Genomic DNA, 13,481 nt, shown 5'->3' with positions numbered 1-13,481 from the left:
AATGTACTTGTTTTTTTGATTTCATTTTTAATTTTAACAAAAATTGTGATTTATACACTTTTGTTTTTTTTCTGATTTTAAAAATGGATAAATGCGATTTGTAAAAAATGAAGTAAATTGCGTACACAATTGAAACTAAATGTCGTATTAATTATAAAATCAATGCTGAAATCAATTTTAGAAAATAATAAAAATTACCAGCCGGGATTGTCAATTGATAGTGTGATTTTTGGTTTTCACGATAACCAATTGAAAGTACTGCTGATTAAAATTCCACACAACGAAAAATGGTCTTTACCAGGCGGATTTATTCCAATTGATCAGGATATTGATACGGCAGCGGTTACCATTTTAAATGAAAGAACAGGAGTTGAAGGTGTTTTTTTAAGGCAGTTTGCCACATTTGGAAAAACGAAGCGAAATGATAATCATTTTGGGAATGAAATTTTAAAACATTTAGATATTGATCCCGAACAAGGAAAATGGCTTACGCAGCGTTTTGTAACAATTGGTTATTATGCCTTAGTAGATTTTCTAAAAATACTTCCTAATCCTATTAACAGAAACGAAGTTGTAGAATGGATCGATCATAAAGAAGTTCCAGATCTTATTTTAGATCATCGGGAAATTTTAGACAAAGCTCTCGATACCTTAAGAATAGAGTTGAATTTAATGCCCATAGGATATAATTTATTACCAGAGAAATTCACGATTCCAGAATTGCAAAAATTATACGAAACGATTTTAGATAAAAAACTAGATCGCAGAAATTTTCTTAGAAAGATAACTAATATTGGAATTCTGGTTAAACTTGACGAAAAGAAAAGTAATGTTGCCCACAAAGCACCAAACTTATATTCTTTTGATAAAGAAAAATACGATGAGGTCTTGAAAAATGGATTGAATCAAGGTTGGTAAAATTTGTTAAGTCTGATAAATAATTTGCGATTATGGTGTCAATTGAAACATTCCGAAAATTAGCTTTATCATTTGAAAATGCGGCAGAGGAACCACATTTTGAAAAAACATCTTTTCGTGTCAAGAAAAAAATTTTCGCCACTTATGATAAAAAGAAAAACCACGCCGTTTTAAAATTCAATGAAATCGATCAATCTGTATTTTGCGCTTCAAGTGAAATGATTTTTTATCCAATACCTAATAAATGGGGAAAACAAGGCTGGACAATTGTTGAGCTTTCAAAAGTAAGACCTGAAATGTTTGCGGATGCTTTATTACTTTCCTACCAAAGTGTCGCTTCTAAAAAGAAATAGAGTTTTATACCTTACCCGACAATAGTTCTAAAAGTTAAATTTACCCTTGGCTTCTGAGTAGTTTTTGTTGGCGGAAGCCGATGAAGCCAATGCGTTTGTGTTTCGTCTTTCATAACCAATAAACTCCCGTGTTCTAAAATCATAGCAACAACTTCTTTAGTCTCCTTATGTTTGAAAGCAAATTTACGTTCAGCACCAAAACTTACAGAACCAATTGCTCCGTTTTTTTTCAAATCCTTTTCAGCATCGCTGTGCCACGCCATTCCTTCATCGCCGGAATGATATAAATTGAGTAAACAGGAATTGAAAGTTTCTCCTGTTTTTTCTTCAATAAAAGTTTTTAGTTCCAGTAATTCCTTTGTCCAAGGAAGCGCTTTTTTTGTCGTATTCGAATATGTGTATTCAAATTCCTTATCACCATACCAAGCCACCTTTCTTTTGGTTAAAATTAATTTTCCAAAAATGATCGCTTCATCATTTTTCCATTCGATCGTATTCAATAGAATATCACGATAAAAATCGGCTTTTTCTCTCGAAAACAATTTTCCGTAATAATTGACCGTACCATCCTTAGGAAGCAGATTTGTTGTTTCGTCTATTTGAGGATTAAATAAGTCCATTTTTCCATTTTTGATATTCAAGTTTCATGCAATGTCCGCAAGGTCTGAAACCATTTTGTTTAGCTTCATTTTCTGAAGAAAAGAAAACCCGATTTTCGCGTTTCATTCTTTTTCCTGAAGAGCATTTCATCGTTCCGTAGATCTTTAATTTTTGGTTGCCGCCGAAACAAATTTCGCCTTTTTTAATTTTATTTCGAAGGTCTGAATTTGAAATTTTATTGTGTTCAATCATAATTTTATTATATTTTATTTTGTAGAGTCATACGGGAAAATCTCTCGCAAAGTTGCAATGTCGTAAAGTTTTGTTCACAAAGTTCCCATGCAGTTTGCCATTTCGACGAAGGAGAAATCTCCACGAGAAGTTCGACAAAGATTGGATTCTCTTTACGGAGTTACTTACGAAGATTTCTCCTTCGTCGAAATGACATAAAATGAGAAAAACTTTGCGACTTCAAGAGATTAAAACTACGATAGCGCATCATGAAAAATAATTCCCAGCGTATATCTTTCACCAGATTGAACCTCGCTTACTCCATGTTTCATATTAACCCGATAATACCCTTTTGACCCTTTTACAGGTCTGAAATTGGTTGTAAAAACCAAAATGTCTCCCTTTTTGGGTTTCAAAACAATAGCTTTAGATTGCGCCCTTGGCGTTTGCTGTGTAAGAACAAATTCACCGCCAGTAAAATCTTCATCAGGTTCAGACAAGAAGAGTACAATTTGAATTGGAAAATAAACATCTCCGTATAAATCCTGATGGAGCGTATTAAAACCGCTTTTGCCATATTTTAAAATCAGAACCGTTGCTTTTAATTGATTATTGTCGTGACACTGTTTTAGTAAGTCTCCATGTTTATCTGGGAAGATCGTATTAATATTTAGAACTTTCATCCAAGCGTTTGCGATTGGTGCCAATTTGGGATAGATTGCAGATCGAATATTCTGAATTAAATCAGGAAGAGGATAATTGAAATATTTGTATTCGCCTAAACCAAATCGGTAACGTTCCATTACAACTGTTTTTCGGTATAAATTTGGATTATCATAATCAAATTTTAAATCTTCGCATTGTTCGTTATTAAGTATTTTCGGAATGATTGCGAATCCATTTTCGTGCATAGATTCGGTGATGCTTTCCCAGTTTTGAGAAGCAATTATTGATTGTATATTTTGCATAATGATTTTAGAGTGGAATTTTTTTTGCCACGAATTACACGAATGTTCACGAATTATTTTTTTTATTAATTAGAATAAAAATTAGTGCAATTCGTGGCAAAAAAACTATAGATTTATCTGCGCGCCTTCCCAGCCAATTATGGCCGTTTTTCTAGTATTTCCCCACATATAACCGCCAAAGATCCCAGAAGATTGAATCACACGATGGCATGGAATTAAAAAAGCAACTGGATTACTGCCAATTGCAGTTCCAACAGCTCTTGAAGCATTTGGCTTCTCAATTTGATGTGCAATAGTACCATAAGTTGAAAGCTGTCCCATTGGGATTTTTAGCAGCGTTTCCCAAACTTTCAATTGAAAATCGGTTCCTTTTAGATGCAGTTTTATTTCGGATAATTTGCTCCAGTCATTTTGAAATATAAACAATGCATTTTGCTGCACTAAATCTAGTCTTCTAGAGAAAGAAGCATTGGGGAATTTGTCTTTTAAAGCATTTAAGCCGTTTGTTTCATCTTCGGCGAAAGCCATAAAACAAATTCCTTTTGAAGTAGAGGCTACAATAATATTACCAAATGGACTTTCGGCAAAGCTGTAATTTATTTCAAGATTCCTTCCGCCGTTTTTATATTCGGCAGGAGTCATTCCTTCGATGTTTACAAATAAATCATGAAGACGGCTTGTTCCAGAAAGTCCTGTTTCGTAAGCTGTTTCAGAAACGGTTGCTTGATTTTCTTTAAGCAGTTTTTTGGCATGTTCCAAACTGGTATACTGCAAGAATTTCTTCGGACTTGTTCCTGCCCAATCGCTGAAAAGTTTCTGAAAGTGAAACGGACTTAAATGCACTTTTTCGGCAACTTCATCGAGATTAGGCTGCTCTTTAAAATTGGCTTTGATATAATCGATGGCTTCTGCAATACGATTATAATTAATGGTTTCCTGTGTGTTCATTTTCATTCAATTTTATAAGGCAAATATCGATTGGTTTCTGCAGGTATAAAATCCGAATCTTGCGGAAATAGTTTTTGTTTCAGGTTTCATGTTCTAACATAACCTGAAACTTGAAACAAAAAACTATAATTCTTTTTCCATTTTGTAATTGATAAGTATTTCATTGTGACGAATGTTTTTTTGTTCGGCTTTTGCAATAAATCCTTTTTTTTCAAAAAATGGTTTTGCTGTAATACTGATATCTGAAGTTATATTTTTGGAATATTGTTTTTTGGCTTCGAGCTCTAATTCTGTTAAAAGCTTATAAGCAATTCCTTGTCGTTGAAAATCTTTATGAATGTAAAAGAAGTCAATATAGTTTCCATCCTTTAAAGTTCCAAAACCAGCGATTTGATTTTCAATAATTACCAAAAGAACAAATTGCGTTTCAATAACTTCAAGCCAGCGTTCTTTGTTTTCTATGCCAGAAATCCAAGCTTCGATTTGTGCGGGATTATAATCATTCTTGCAGACAGATTGTATGGTTTCTATATACAATTGCTGCATTTCGTCTAAGTCTGAAAGTGTGCCTTTTTTGAAAATCATTAATTTGTTGATTTATTGTGATGTTTCATTTATCATAGTGTTGTAATGATGAAAAAGGATTTAATGCGCTGTAGTTTTAGAAAAAACATTAATTACAACAACTCCAATTATAATTAAGCTCAATCCAATTATGGCAGGTAAATCAGGGATTTCTTTAAAGAAAATAGCGCCAATAGTTGTAATTAAAACAATGCCGACTCCTGACCAAATAGCGTAAGCAAAACCAACCGGAATAGTTCTTATGGCAAAACTTAAAAAGTAAAATGCAGCAAAGTATCCTACGATTGTAATAATGCTGGGAATAAGTTGAGTAAACTGCTCCGATTTTTTTAATGCAGTCGTGGCAATAATTTCGAAGACAATAGCGATAAATAAAAATAAAAAATTCTTCATAATTAAGTTTTTTTACAAAGTTACGGTTTGTACAAAGCAGGAAGCAATTATTTAAGTTTATGTTTTTTTGCAGAAACACTTATTAATTTATAACCATTTTCAGTTCTTAAAAACTCAAAATGATCCTGTCCAAAATCTGTTTTGTTTTTTGAATTGATTACAATATCCATAATAGGGTAAATCCAGTCTTTAGATTCATTACAATTATTGAAATACATTTCGTATTCGGCAGATTCAAAAATAAATTGATTCAAACCGTCAGCCGAAATGAAGTAATCTGCTTTTGCAGTATTTAACTCTTGAAGTTTAAGCTTTAAAAAATTGTAATTATTATTTATGAACTTGTTTTTGGGGTTACTAATCCAGCCCATTGGTTCTTTCCAATAAGTAATTTTGTCAAAAGATTGTTTTAATATATTAGCTTTAGATAAATCTTTGAGCAAACTGTTTGTCAGCCATTCTTTAAACTCTTTTTCAAAGTTTATAAACGAATAATAATGACCGTCAACTCCAAGAAAACATTCTCTTATTGGATCTTTACTAAGTACTGTCGATTTTTCTAGAGAATAAAAATTAAGGTTATCATTGTATGCAAAATCTTCAATTAAAACATTGTTATCGATGTCGATTAGAAACTCTTTTCCTCCAGTCCAGAAAAAGTGTTCTCCATCTCTTACTTTTTCAGCATCTTTTAATCCTATAAAAGTTCCATTTCTAACTTTAGTTAAATTGCTGTATACTGCAGGAATTACGATTTTACCTTCACCATTAAACATTCCCATTTTATCCGTTTTACGATCTCTAAATCTTATAAAACCTTCATTTTCACAATCTGGACCATTGTCAAAAATATATAAACTGTCTCGGCCAACAATTTTGCCAGTCTTGGTTAAATAATAGCTTTCCCATTTTTGATTATTTCCTTCTGTAACGGCTATAATATTCTCGAATTTATGAGCGATTGTAAATCCCATAAATTTTGGCTCAATTTTGATGATGCCGTTTTTGTCTTTAAATCCAATGTGAGTTGAATCTTTATCTGGAAATGAGATCCAGATATCATTGCTTTGAGCAAATACTGTTACGTTTAAAAAGAAGAAAGCAGAAAAAAGAATACTCTTTTTCATAAGATTTATTTATCGTAAATGAATTTCTGATTCCTTGTTTTTTGCTTCATCAAAGCAATCGCTGCATAACATTTTAAAATCAGCTTTAGCTTGAAAAACATCAGTCCATTCTTCACCATTATCCAGAAGATATTGTTCACATTCTCCGCACCAAGCAATCTGTGGAAGATCTTCTTCGGCTTCTGAGTAGAAAAAGCCTGTTTTTTCGTCTGAATCTATTGCCATTGCAATATGAATACAGCCAAAAGACATTTCTTTTGAGCCATGTAGTTCACATAAAACATTTTCGATCATTATTTTATAAAATTTTACTTTTTTGCAAGTTATTAGATTTCAAATTTAAGCATAAAAAAGAAAATTCTATTTTTAGTTATAGAGTTCTATTAAGGGTTGAATGAGAATCCAACACTAAAAAATAATCTTACCTTGTCTATATTATTTATCCAAGAAGTATCAAAATGAATAGGGCCTAAAATAGATTGATAAGAAATAGAAGCTCCTCCAGATAATACAAGACTTGGGTCAAAGCCATCATCCCATTTTCCTTTTGGACTAAATGCCTTATTTATGTATTTATCAAAAGATTCAAAACCAACAGTTGCGATATTAAAATGTGGAGTCAGGTAGACTTTTCCCATAAGATTTATTTGAGAAGCAATTTTTAAGCCCATATATTGAGAAACATTGAGTTCGTCTTCATGCAGGCCTGGAAATGAAAAACGATTACTGCCAGAACTTGGGATAATTCCTCCTATGAAATATTTTGCCGCATAACCAAAATCCGAAAACGAGATTTGATCGTCGCTAAGTTTATCCTCAAAAATAAAATAAGAATCAAACCCAATGATTCCCGTTATTTTTTTTCTTAAAAGAGCTCTTTTTTCAAAACTGAAACCAAATTTTGTATAACCATTGGTAGAACCAGATATGTGCGTTTGATCTGGATCGTTAAGAGAGGTGTAGACATCTGTAAACAATGATCGGGTTACATTTGCTTTTAAAATTGTTCCGTTTTCAGCAAAGAAAACTTTATCCATGTCATTGTAGGAATAATGCATGTTTAGTTCTATGTTGTTTAATGAGTAATTCCTGATGTCGATCGAGTTAGGATTGTATTCTCTGTCGTATTTTGGTTTTAAATTAGCGTATTGATAGTGTAAACCATAGCCAAAATAACTTTTTAATGAATTTATATTTCTATTGATTTCATTATTAAATTCAACAGAATTATAAAGTACATTATCTGAAGCTTTGCCGTTAAAATAAATCTCTTGCCTCAATAAGGCTCCGTAAAGTTCAGATGACCACCACCAATCTCGGTTTTTTCCAAAATTTTTCTGATAATTAATTCTAACTTTTGGCTGTTCGGCTATATCTGCAGTTATAAGAAGGCGAGATGCTCTGGCGAGAACATTTCTGGCGGTGTAATTAAAAATGATTCCAACGCCACGGTAAGTGTCATAATGTAGAGATGTGTTTAGTTGATTTTTGGCACGTTCATGACCGAAGATTGTAACCCCTAGTTTGTTTTCATCTTTGATGAAATAGTTATATGTAATCTCGTCAAAAAGATTAGTGCCCATTGCTCTGTTAATACCTGCTATTAAATCTTTTGTGGTATATTTTACATGTGTTTTGAGATTCATTCTTCCTAATACCAGAGCGAGATTTTCCTTGCTTATTTTTTTGTAAATAATGGTATCAAGAATAATTTCTGAGGGCATTTGTGGTAATTCGTGAATGCGTTGTTGATACCCTTTTAATTTTTCGGATAAGGCGATTAAAGCAGGAAGATTTTCATTTGTTGCAATTTTACCATCTTTATAGATTTCTGCACTATCAGCAAAATCTGCAGTCGAAAAACGAAGGTTGGGCATGTGATCTACTAAAATATCGCAGAGTTTTCTATTTGCCGGATTCTTAATGTTACTGGGGAACATACTGGTTTGCGTCAATATGGTTAAAACATTGTTCAGTTTTTCTATTGGTTCCAATCCGCCTCCAACATCACTGCCAATAATAATGTCAGCGCCCATTTGTTGGGCAACATCTGTAGGGAAATTATTTAAAACACCACCATCAACTAATACTGTTTTTTCGTACGACATAGGTTTGAAAATAGCAGGCAGCGACATACTGGCTCTCATTGCATAAGCTAAACTGCCTTTGCTTAATATAACCTCTTTTCCCTCAGACAAATCAGTAGCCATGGCTCTAAACGGGATAGAAAGGCTGTCAAAGTTTCTAATGTTGTATACTGGGTAAGTTAATTCAGAAAGATATTCTCTTAAGTTTTGATCATTTAATAAAGAGCCAATGCTGTTTAGTTTTTTGTTTTTAATCCCAATTCCAACTAAATACCTTTGAAATTCTCTTTTTTCCTCTACGCTGACAGATTTTAATGACTGACCGCCGCCAAGTAATTTGTCCCAATTAATGTTTTTGGTTAACTTTTCTATACTGTCACCAGAGTATCCCATTGCGTATAAACCGCCAATGATACTTCCCATACTATTTCCAACAATTAGGTCTGGAACAATGTGTAGAGAATCTAGTTTTTGTAAAAGCGGAATATGGGCAATTCCTTTTGCACCGCCGCCGCTCAATACTAAAACTACCTTTGGTTTCTTTTCCTGCGACAAAATAATTTGCGGGAGAGCGAGTAAAAACAAGAAAGCGAATAAATAAGATGTTTTTTTCAAGATTACAATGTTTATGTATTTGAGAAATAAGGGCTTATTTTTATTTTTAAAATTAAGGACTTATTTCTAAAAAGTAGAATTTTTTGATTAAAATGTTTAAACAGGCAATTTACTTATTCTGAAAAGCATTAAAAATAAAAAACCCTTACATTTCTGCAAGGGTTTTAATATTCAATTTATTTTAAGAAATCTAAAATTGATTTAGTATCTGTAGTATTCTGGTTTGAATGGACCTTCAACTGGAACACCAATATAAGCAGCTTGATCATCACGTAAAACTTCTAGTTCAACGCCTAATTTAGCTAAGTGTAAAGCAGCAACTTTTTCATCTAAATGTTTTGGTAACATGTAAACTTCATTTTTGTAAGCTGCACTGTTATTCCATAATTCGATTTGTGCCAAAGTTTGGTTTGTAAATGAGTTACTCATTACAAAACTTGGGTGACCTGTAGCACAACCAAGGTTTACTAAACGACCTTCAGCAAGAATGATGATGTCTTTTCCAGCGATGTTGTATTTGTCAACCTGTGGTTTGATTTCGATTTTAGATGCACCGTGGTTTTTGTTTAACCAAGCCATATCAATTTCGTTATCAAAGTGTCCGATGTTACAAACAACAGTTTTGTCTTTCATTTGCTCGAAGTGCTCTCCAAGAACGATATCTTTGTTTCCTGTAGTTGTAATGATGATATGAGCATTAGCAATTACAGTGTTTAATTTTTTAACTTCATAACCGTCCATTGCAGCTTGTAAAGCACAAATTGGATCGATTTCAGTAACAGTTACAATAGATCCAGCACCTCTAAAAGAAGCAGCAGTTCCTTTTCCAACATCACCGTATCCACAAACGATAACTCTTTTTCCAGCTAACATTAAGTCAGTTGCACGACGTACAGCATCTACAGCAGATTCTTTACAACCGTATTTGTTATCAAATTTAGATTTAGTAACAGAGTCGTTAATGTTAATTGCAGGCATTGGCAACGTTCCAGCTTTTACTCTTTCGTAAAGTCTGTGAACACCAGTTGTAGTTTCTTCAGAAAGACCTTTAATTCCAGGAACCAATTCTGGGAAACGATCAATAACCATGTTAGTTAAATCTCCACCGTCATCAAGAATCATGTTCAATGGTTTTCTGTCTTCACCAAAGAATAAAGTTTGCTCAATACACCAGTCAAATGATTCTTCGTCAAGACCTTTCCAAGCATAAACTTGAATTCCAGCAGCAGCAATAGCAGCAGCAGCTTGATCTTGAGTAGAGAAAATGTTACAAGAAGACCAAGTAACCTCTGCACCAAGAGCAATTAAAGTTTCAATTAAAACTGCAGTTTGAATCGTCATGTGTAAACATCCAGCGATACGAGCACCTTTAAGAGGTTGTTCGTCTTTATATTCAGCGCGAAGAGCCATTAAACCTGGCATTTCAGCTTCAGCTAGTTCAATTTCTTTTCTTCCCCAAGCAGCCAGAGAAATGTCTTTTACTTTGAAAGCCACATAAGGCGTAGTCGTTGTACTCATTTATAGTATATTTGTAATTGTAAAATTTTTGCAAATTTACATAATAGCTTTTTATTTTTACTACTTTCTGTCAGATTTGTGAAATCTTTAATTTCTTAATCTTTAGAATGTTAGTTAATAAAGGTTTTTAGAAGCTAATCCTGCTGTCCACTATATCTTTTATGGCGAACCCCGCCACAAAAGGATGACGTTCCCATCAGGGCTAAAAGATCTGACATTAAATTACAATTCAGTTTTTAAATCAGGAAAATAATTCATAATCCATAATTAAAAAGTAATGCCTTTATTTCAAACCATACAATTCAACGAAACCACAAAAATTTTAATTTGGGAAATAACCGAATCGTTCGATGAATTATATAGTAAGGTTACCTTAAAAGAAAAGACACAGCGCAGGCTTGATGGAATGAAATCACAATTGCATCAGCGAGCTTTTTTAAGCGTTCGAATGCTGATTCAGGAAATGGGTTTTACAGACCATGATTTGCATTATGACGAATTTGGAAAACCTTATTTTGATTGTCATAATCATATTTCAATTACGCACTCGTACCATTTTGCGGCAATAATTGTCAGCCATGAAACCGTAGGAATCGATATGGAATTACAGCGCGAAAAAATACTTCGCATTGCAGATAAATTTGTTGATACTGAATTTGACTATCTAAATCCAAATGTTTTAGAAGATTACGTAAAGAAACTTACTGTTATCTGGGGTGCAAAAGAAGCCATTTTTAAAATCAGAAATGAAAAAGGCATTAGTTTTAAAGATCATATTAGGGTTGATGATTTTTCTTTGAATAAAGCTAAAACCAACGCCAGTCTTCATTTTGATGATTTAGTGAAAGATTTTGATGTGCATTATGAAGAAATAAAATCAGATAATTTTGAGGGTAATTTTACATTAGTTTATGCTTTTGAAAAAAATAATTAAGCATTATCATCTTTTTTTCGATGTTCAAACATGTTCATGTACAAAAAAGTACTCATTTTTCTAGCACGTCTTTTTAGTATTTCGACATTTTCACCTTCAAAATATTCATCTAAAGTTTGAAACCAATGATTAAGCCAAATTCCAAATTCATTTGAAGTAATCTGCCCCTTAAAATGAGCATCAACTTCATTATGAACAGCGATAGGATTGCCATTGTATTTCTTCACGCCAAACAAATTCATTTCCCAAAAATCAGTCAGTTTTTCTAGGTGTGAATCCCAATCTTTAATCATTTCATTAAAATAAAAGCCAATTTCTTCATCGGCTCTTATTTTTTCATAGAATCGATGGACTAGAAAAGAAACATCGTCTCTATTTTCTATTTGTTTTTTACTCATGTAAGACTATTCAAAATAATAAATAAAACACTAAAAAAGGCACTTGCAAGAAGTAAGTTAAAAACCACTTTATGCTTCATTTGAGCCAAAATTGAAGTATTTACAAAGATACAAACTAAAACAATAACAGCCAGTTGTATCATTTGCGGAATAGAAGTTCCATTGGCAAGAATAAACATTGCAGCAGCGGCTCCTAAACAGCTTTGACCAATTACAGCCATTGTTGCAGAACCAATATAATTTTTGTCAAAATTTTCGAATGTTGTTTGATAAAGTGTCATGATATTAAGTTTTAGAATAACAAAGGTACAGGTACCTTGACGCTGTTATTTATGACTTAAATCATAAAACATAATCTTTTTTATCGATATACTTTTCGGTTTATTATTTTTAGTTGTCCCTTTTTTTCAAGTGCTTTTATAGCTCTAATAACAGTTTCAACACGCAGTCCGGTTAAGTCTCCAATTTGCTGTCTTGTAAAATTAATAAGATGTCCGTTTGCATCTTTTTTAAAATTAAAATAAGCAATTCCGTGATCTATTAATTTTAAAACCCTATGCTCAGGTTCATGAGTCGATATTTCTGCCGCCATTATAGATTTGTAATACAAGCGCTGCGCAAGATTTTCAATTATATTAATGCTTACAGAAGGGTTTTCCTGCAGCAGTTTCATAAAAATAACTTTAGGCAGAAGAAAAATTTCAGTGTTCTCTACAGCAATAGCATTTGCTGGATATTTTTGATTTAAAAATAATGGAGGTTCTCCAAAAGACTGATCTTTATAAAATATACCCTGAATAAATTCTCTTCCATCATCATTATAATTACTCATTTTAATTTCGCCTGAAATAATTTGGTAATAATGTGTTGGCAAATTTCCTTCTTCAAAAAGAATTTCATTTTTATCGATAGTCTTTCTTATTGCGTCATATTTTTCTAATAATTCGGAAGCAATCATAAAAATTGATTTAAAGCTGTTTTTACAAAGATAATTCATTCAAAATAGTTCTTTGGCATTAAAAACTTTTTACTTTTACAGCCATTATGGAGCAAAAATTACTCAGTATTCATCGGCAGATTTTAGAGGCTAAGAAAAATGGACAAAAGTTATTGGCCATACTTCTAGATCCCGATAAAATTGTATGGGAAAATTTACATCATTTATTGTTTAAAATAAATGAATCTCCAGCAACTCATATTTTTGTTGGCGGAAGTATTGTTCAAAGTAATGTTCTAGAAGATCTAATACAAGAGTTAAAATTAAAGACAAACCTGCCTGTTGTTTTGTTTCCAGGAGATCCATCACAGATTTCCCCGCAAGCCGATGCTGTTTTGTTTTTGTCTTTACTTTCCGGACGTAATCCTGATTATTTAATAGAGTATCAGGTTCAGGCGGCTCCAATTCTTAAAAAAACAAATCTTGAAGTTATTTCTACAGGATATATTTTGATTGAAAGTGGTAACGAAACTGCCGTTGCGCGTGTTAGCAAAACGGAACCTCTTAGTCGTGAGAATTTTGATTTGGCACTCGCAACAGCTCAAGCAGGCGAAATGTTAGGGAATAAATTGATTTATTTAGAAGCGGGAAGTGGAGCAAAAAATCCAGTGCCACTAGAAATGATACAGTTAATTGCTCAAAATATTGAAATTCCTGTTATTGTTGGAGGAGGAATTGTAGATTTGCATTCCATTAAAAAAGCTTACAATGCTGGCGCTGATTTGGTAGTTGTAGGAACTGCTTTTGAAAATGACAGCCATTTTTTTGAATCCTAAATAAAACTTTTACAGTTTATAAAATACCGCACA

The 13,481-nt window shown here is 32.7% G+C and carries 17 protein-coding genes; 4 read left to right on the top strand and 13 right to left on the bottom strand.

Translation table 11 applies throughout. The features are described from left to right. Window positions 1–162 precede the first annotated feature (162 nt). A complete protein-coding gene (locus tag BOW57_RS04190) occupies window positions 163–918 on the top strand; it encodes an NUDIX domain-containing protein (protein WP_089052727.1) in 756 nt (251 codons plus the stop codon). 32 nt (window positions 919–950) lie between these two features. After that, the gene (locus BOW57_RS04185; protein ID WP_129053140.1) at window positions 951–1,271 is read left to right on the top strand and encodes an MmcQ/YjbR family DNA-binding protein; all 321 of its coding nucleotides are present in this window, start codon (window positions 951–953) and stop codon (window positions 1,269–1,271) included. Between the two features lie 11 nt (window positions 1,272–1,282). Here BOW57_RS04185 and BOW57_RS04180 read toward each other — a convergent pair whose 3' ends face one another. The 10 genes from BOW57_RS04180 to ahcY form a co-directional block, all read right to left on the bottom strand. After that, on the bottom strand, window positions 1,283–1,891 hold the full coding sequence (locus BOW57_RS04180; protein ID WP_129053139.1) for an alpha-ketoglutarate-dependent dioxygenase AlkB: 609 nt from the start codon (window positions 1,889–1,891) through the stop codon (window positions 1,283–1,285). Continuing rightward, complete coding sequence (locus BOW57_RS04175; RefSeq protein WP_129053138.1) at window positions 1,878–2,123, bottom strand: Ada metal-binding domain-containing protein; 246 nt, start codon at window positions 2,121–2,123, stop codon at window positions 1,878–1,880. Before BOW57_RS04175 ends, BOW57_RS04180 begins: the two co-directional genes overlap by 14 nt. A gap of 233 nt (window positions 2,124–2,356) precedes the next feature. Then, entirely contained in the window at window positions 2,357–3,070 is a 714-nt protein-coding gene (locus tag BOW57_RS04170) for a 2OG-Fe(II) oxygenase (protein WP_129053137.1), read from the bottom strand. A 105-nt stretch (window positions 3,071–3,175) separates the two neighbouring features. Further along, window positions 3,176–4,018, bottom strand: coding sequence for a methylated-DNA--[protein]-cysteine S-methyltransferase (locus BOW57_RS04165; protein WP_129053216.1), 843 nt, complete (start codon window positions 4,016–4,018; stop codon window positions 3,176–3,178). Window positions 4,019–4,141: 123 nt separating this feature from the next. Continuing rightward, complete coding sequence (locus BOW57_RS04160) at window positions 4,142–4,603, bottom strand: GNAT family N-acetyltransferase (protein ID WP_129053136.1); 462 nt, start codon at window positions 4,601–4,603, stop codon at window positions 4,142–4,144. A gap of 60 nt (window positions 4,604–4,663) precedes the next feature. Beyond that, window positions 4,664–4,996 (bottom strand): multidrug efflux SMR transporter, encoded by a 333-nt coding sequence (locus tag BOW57_RS04155; protein WP_129024010.1) that lies wholly within the window; start codon window positions 4,994–4,996, stop codon window positions 4,664–4,666. A gap of 47 nt (window positions 4,997–5,043) precedes the next feature. Further along, window positions 5,044–6,123, bottom strand: coding sequence for a hypothetical protein (locus BOW57_RS04150; RefSeq protein ID WP_129053135.1), 1,080 nt, complete (start codon window positions 6,121–6,123; stop codon window positions 5,044–5,046). A gap of 9 nt (window positions 6,124–6,132) precedes the next feature. Continuing rightward, a complete protein-coding gene (locus BOW57_RS04145; RefSeq protein WP_089052653.1) occupies window positions 6,133–6,417 on the bottom strand; it encodes a hypothetical protein in 285 nt (94 codons plus the stop codon). Window positions 6,418–6,506: 89 nt separating this feature from the next. Continuing rightward, entirely contained in the window at window positions 6,507–8,825 is a 2,319-nt protein-coding gene (locus BOW57_RS04140; RefSeq protein WP_129053134.1) for a patatin-like phospholipase family protein, read from the bottom strand. A 201-nt stretch (window positions 8,826–9,026) separates the two neighbouring features. Beyond that, the gene (gene ahcY, locus BOW57_RS04135) at window positions 9,027–10,343 is read right to left on the bottom strand and encodes an adenosylhomocysteinase (protein WP_129053133.1); all 1,317 of its coding nucleotides are present in this window, start codon (window positions 10,341–10,343) and stop codon (window positions 9,027–9,029) included. Window positions 10,344–10,620: 277 nt separating this feature from the next. Between ahcY and BOW57_RS04130 the strand changes: the two genes are divergently transcribed. Then, complete coding sequence (locus BOW57_RS04130) at window positions 10,621–11,277, top strand: 4'-phosphopantetheinyl transferase superfamily protein (protein ID WP_129053132.1); 657 nt, start codon at window positions 10,621–10,623, stop codon at window positions 11,275–11,277. Here the strand turns inward: BOW57_RS04130 and BOW57_RS04125 are convergent. The 3 genes from BOW57_RS04125 to BOW57_RS04115 all read right to left on the bottom strand — a co-directional run bounded on the left by BOW57_RS04125 (window position 11,274) and on the right by BOW57_RS04115 (window position 12,633). Beyond that, window positions 11,274–11,675 (bottom strand): group III truncated hemoglobin, encoded by a 402-nt coding sequence (locus BOW57_RS04125; RefSeq protein ID WP_129053131.1) that lies wholly within the window; start codon window positions 11,673–11,675, stop codon window positions 11,274–11,276. The two genes, BOW57_RS04130 and BOW57_RS04125, sit on opposite strands and share 4 nt — an antisense overlap. Beyond that, window positions 11,672–11,956 (bottom strand): hypothetical protein, encoded by a 285-nt coding sequence (locus tag BOW57_RS04120; protein ID WP_089052658.1) that lies wholly within the window; start codon window positions 11,954–11,956, stop codon window positions 11,672–11,674. The genes BOW57_RS04125 and BOW57_RS04120 overlap by 4 nt, the downstream gene beginning before the upstream one ends. A gap of 80 nt (window positions 11,957–12,036) precedes the next feature. Further along, window positions 12,037–12,633 carry a Crp/Fnr family transcriptional regulator gene (locus BOW57_RS04115; RefSeq protein ID WP_129053130.1) on the bottom strand — a complete coding sequence of 199 codons (597 nt, stop codon included), beginning with the start codon at window positions 12,631–12,633 and terminating at the stop codon, window positions 12,037–12,039. An 86-nt stretch (window positions 12,634–12,719) separates the two neighbouring features. Here BOW57_RS04115 and BOW57_RS04110 point away from each other — a divergent pair, with 86 nt between their 5' ends. Further along, window positions 12,720–13,448: a geranylgeranylglyceryl/heptaprenylglyceryl phosphate synthase gene (locus BOW57_RS04110; RefSeq protein WP_129053129.1), complete on the top strand. Its 729-nt coding sequence runs from the start codon at window positions 12,720–12,722 to the stop codon at window positions 13,446–13,448. The last annotated feature ends 33 nt before the right edge of the window (window positions 13,449–13,481 follow it).

It is taken from the genome of Flavobacterium sp. YO64 (assembly GCF_004119505.1).
Classification (GTDB): Bacteria; Bacteroidota; Bacteroidia; order Flavobacteriales; family Flavobacteriaceae; genus Flavobacterium; species Flavobacterium oncorhynchi.
Note: the sequence above shows the minus strand (reverse complement) of the source record. Positions and strands in the feature narration are given on the sequence as shown.

Bases quoted from the DNA above. Each gene is read 5' to 3' on its own strand.
- BOW57_RS04190 (WP_089052727.1), top strand. From the start codon at position 163: ATGCTGAAATCAATTTTAGAAAATAATAAAAATTACCAGCCGGGATTG.
- BOW57_RS04185 (WP_129053140.1), top strand. From the start codon at position 951: ATGGTGTCAATTGAAACATTCCGAAAATTAGCTTTATCATTTGAAAAT.
- BOW57_RS04180 (WP_129053139.1), bottom strand. From the start codon at position 1,891: ATGGACTTATTTAATCCTCAAATAGACGAAACAACAAATCTGCTTCCT.
- BOW57_RS04175 (WP_129053138.1), bottom strand. From the start codon at position 2,123: ATGATTGAACACAATAAAATTTCAAATTCAGACCTTCGAAATAAAATT.
- BOW57_RS04170 (WP_129053137.1), bottom strand. From the start codon at position 3,070: ATGCAAAATATACAATCAATAATTGCTTCTCAAAACTGGGAAAGCATC.
- BOW57_RS04165 (WP_129053216.1), bottom strand. From the start codon at position 4,018: ATGAACACACAGGAAACCATTAATTATAATCGTATTGCAGAAGCCATC.
- BOW57_RS04160 (WP_129053136.1), bottom strand. From the start codon at position 4,603: ATGATTTTCAAAAAAGGCACACTTTCAGACTTAGACGAAATGCAGCAA.
- BOW57_RS04155 (WP_129024010.1), bottom strand. From the start codon at position 4,996: ATGAAGAATTTTTTATTTTTATTTATCGCTATTGTCTTCGAAATTATT.
- BOW57_RS04150 (WP_129053135.1), bottom strand. From the start codon at position 6,123: ATGAAAAAGAGTATTCTTTTTTCTGCTTTCTTCTTTTTAAACGTAACA.
- BOW57_RS04145 (WP_089052653.1), bottom strand. From the start codon at position 6,417: ATGATCGAAAATGTTTTATGTGAACTACATGGCTCAAAAGAAATGTCT.
- ahcY (WP_129053133.1), bottom strand. From the start codon at position 10,343: ATGAGTACAACGACTACGCCTTATGTGGCTTTCAAAGTAAAAGACATT.
- BOW57_RS04130 (WP_129053132.1), top strand. From the start codon at position 10,621: ATGCCTTTATTTCAAACCATACAATTCAACGAAACCACAAAAATTTTA.
- BOW57_RS04125 (WP_129053131.1), bottom strand. From the start codon at position 11,675: ATGAGTAAAAAACAAATAGAAAATAGAGACGATGTTTCTTTTCTAGTC.
- BOW57_RS04120 (WP_089052658.1), bottom strand. From the start codon at position 11,956: ATGACACTTTATCAAACAACATTCGAAAATTTTGACAAAAATTATATT.
- BOW57_RS04115 (WP_129053130.1), bottom strand. From the start codon at position 12,633: ATGATTGCTTCCGAATTATTAGAAAAATATGACGCAATAAGAAAGACT.
- BOW57_RS04110 (WP_129053129.1), top strand. From the start codon at position 12,720: ATGGAGCAAAAATTACTCAGTATTCATCGGCAGATTTTAGAGGCTAAG.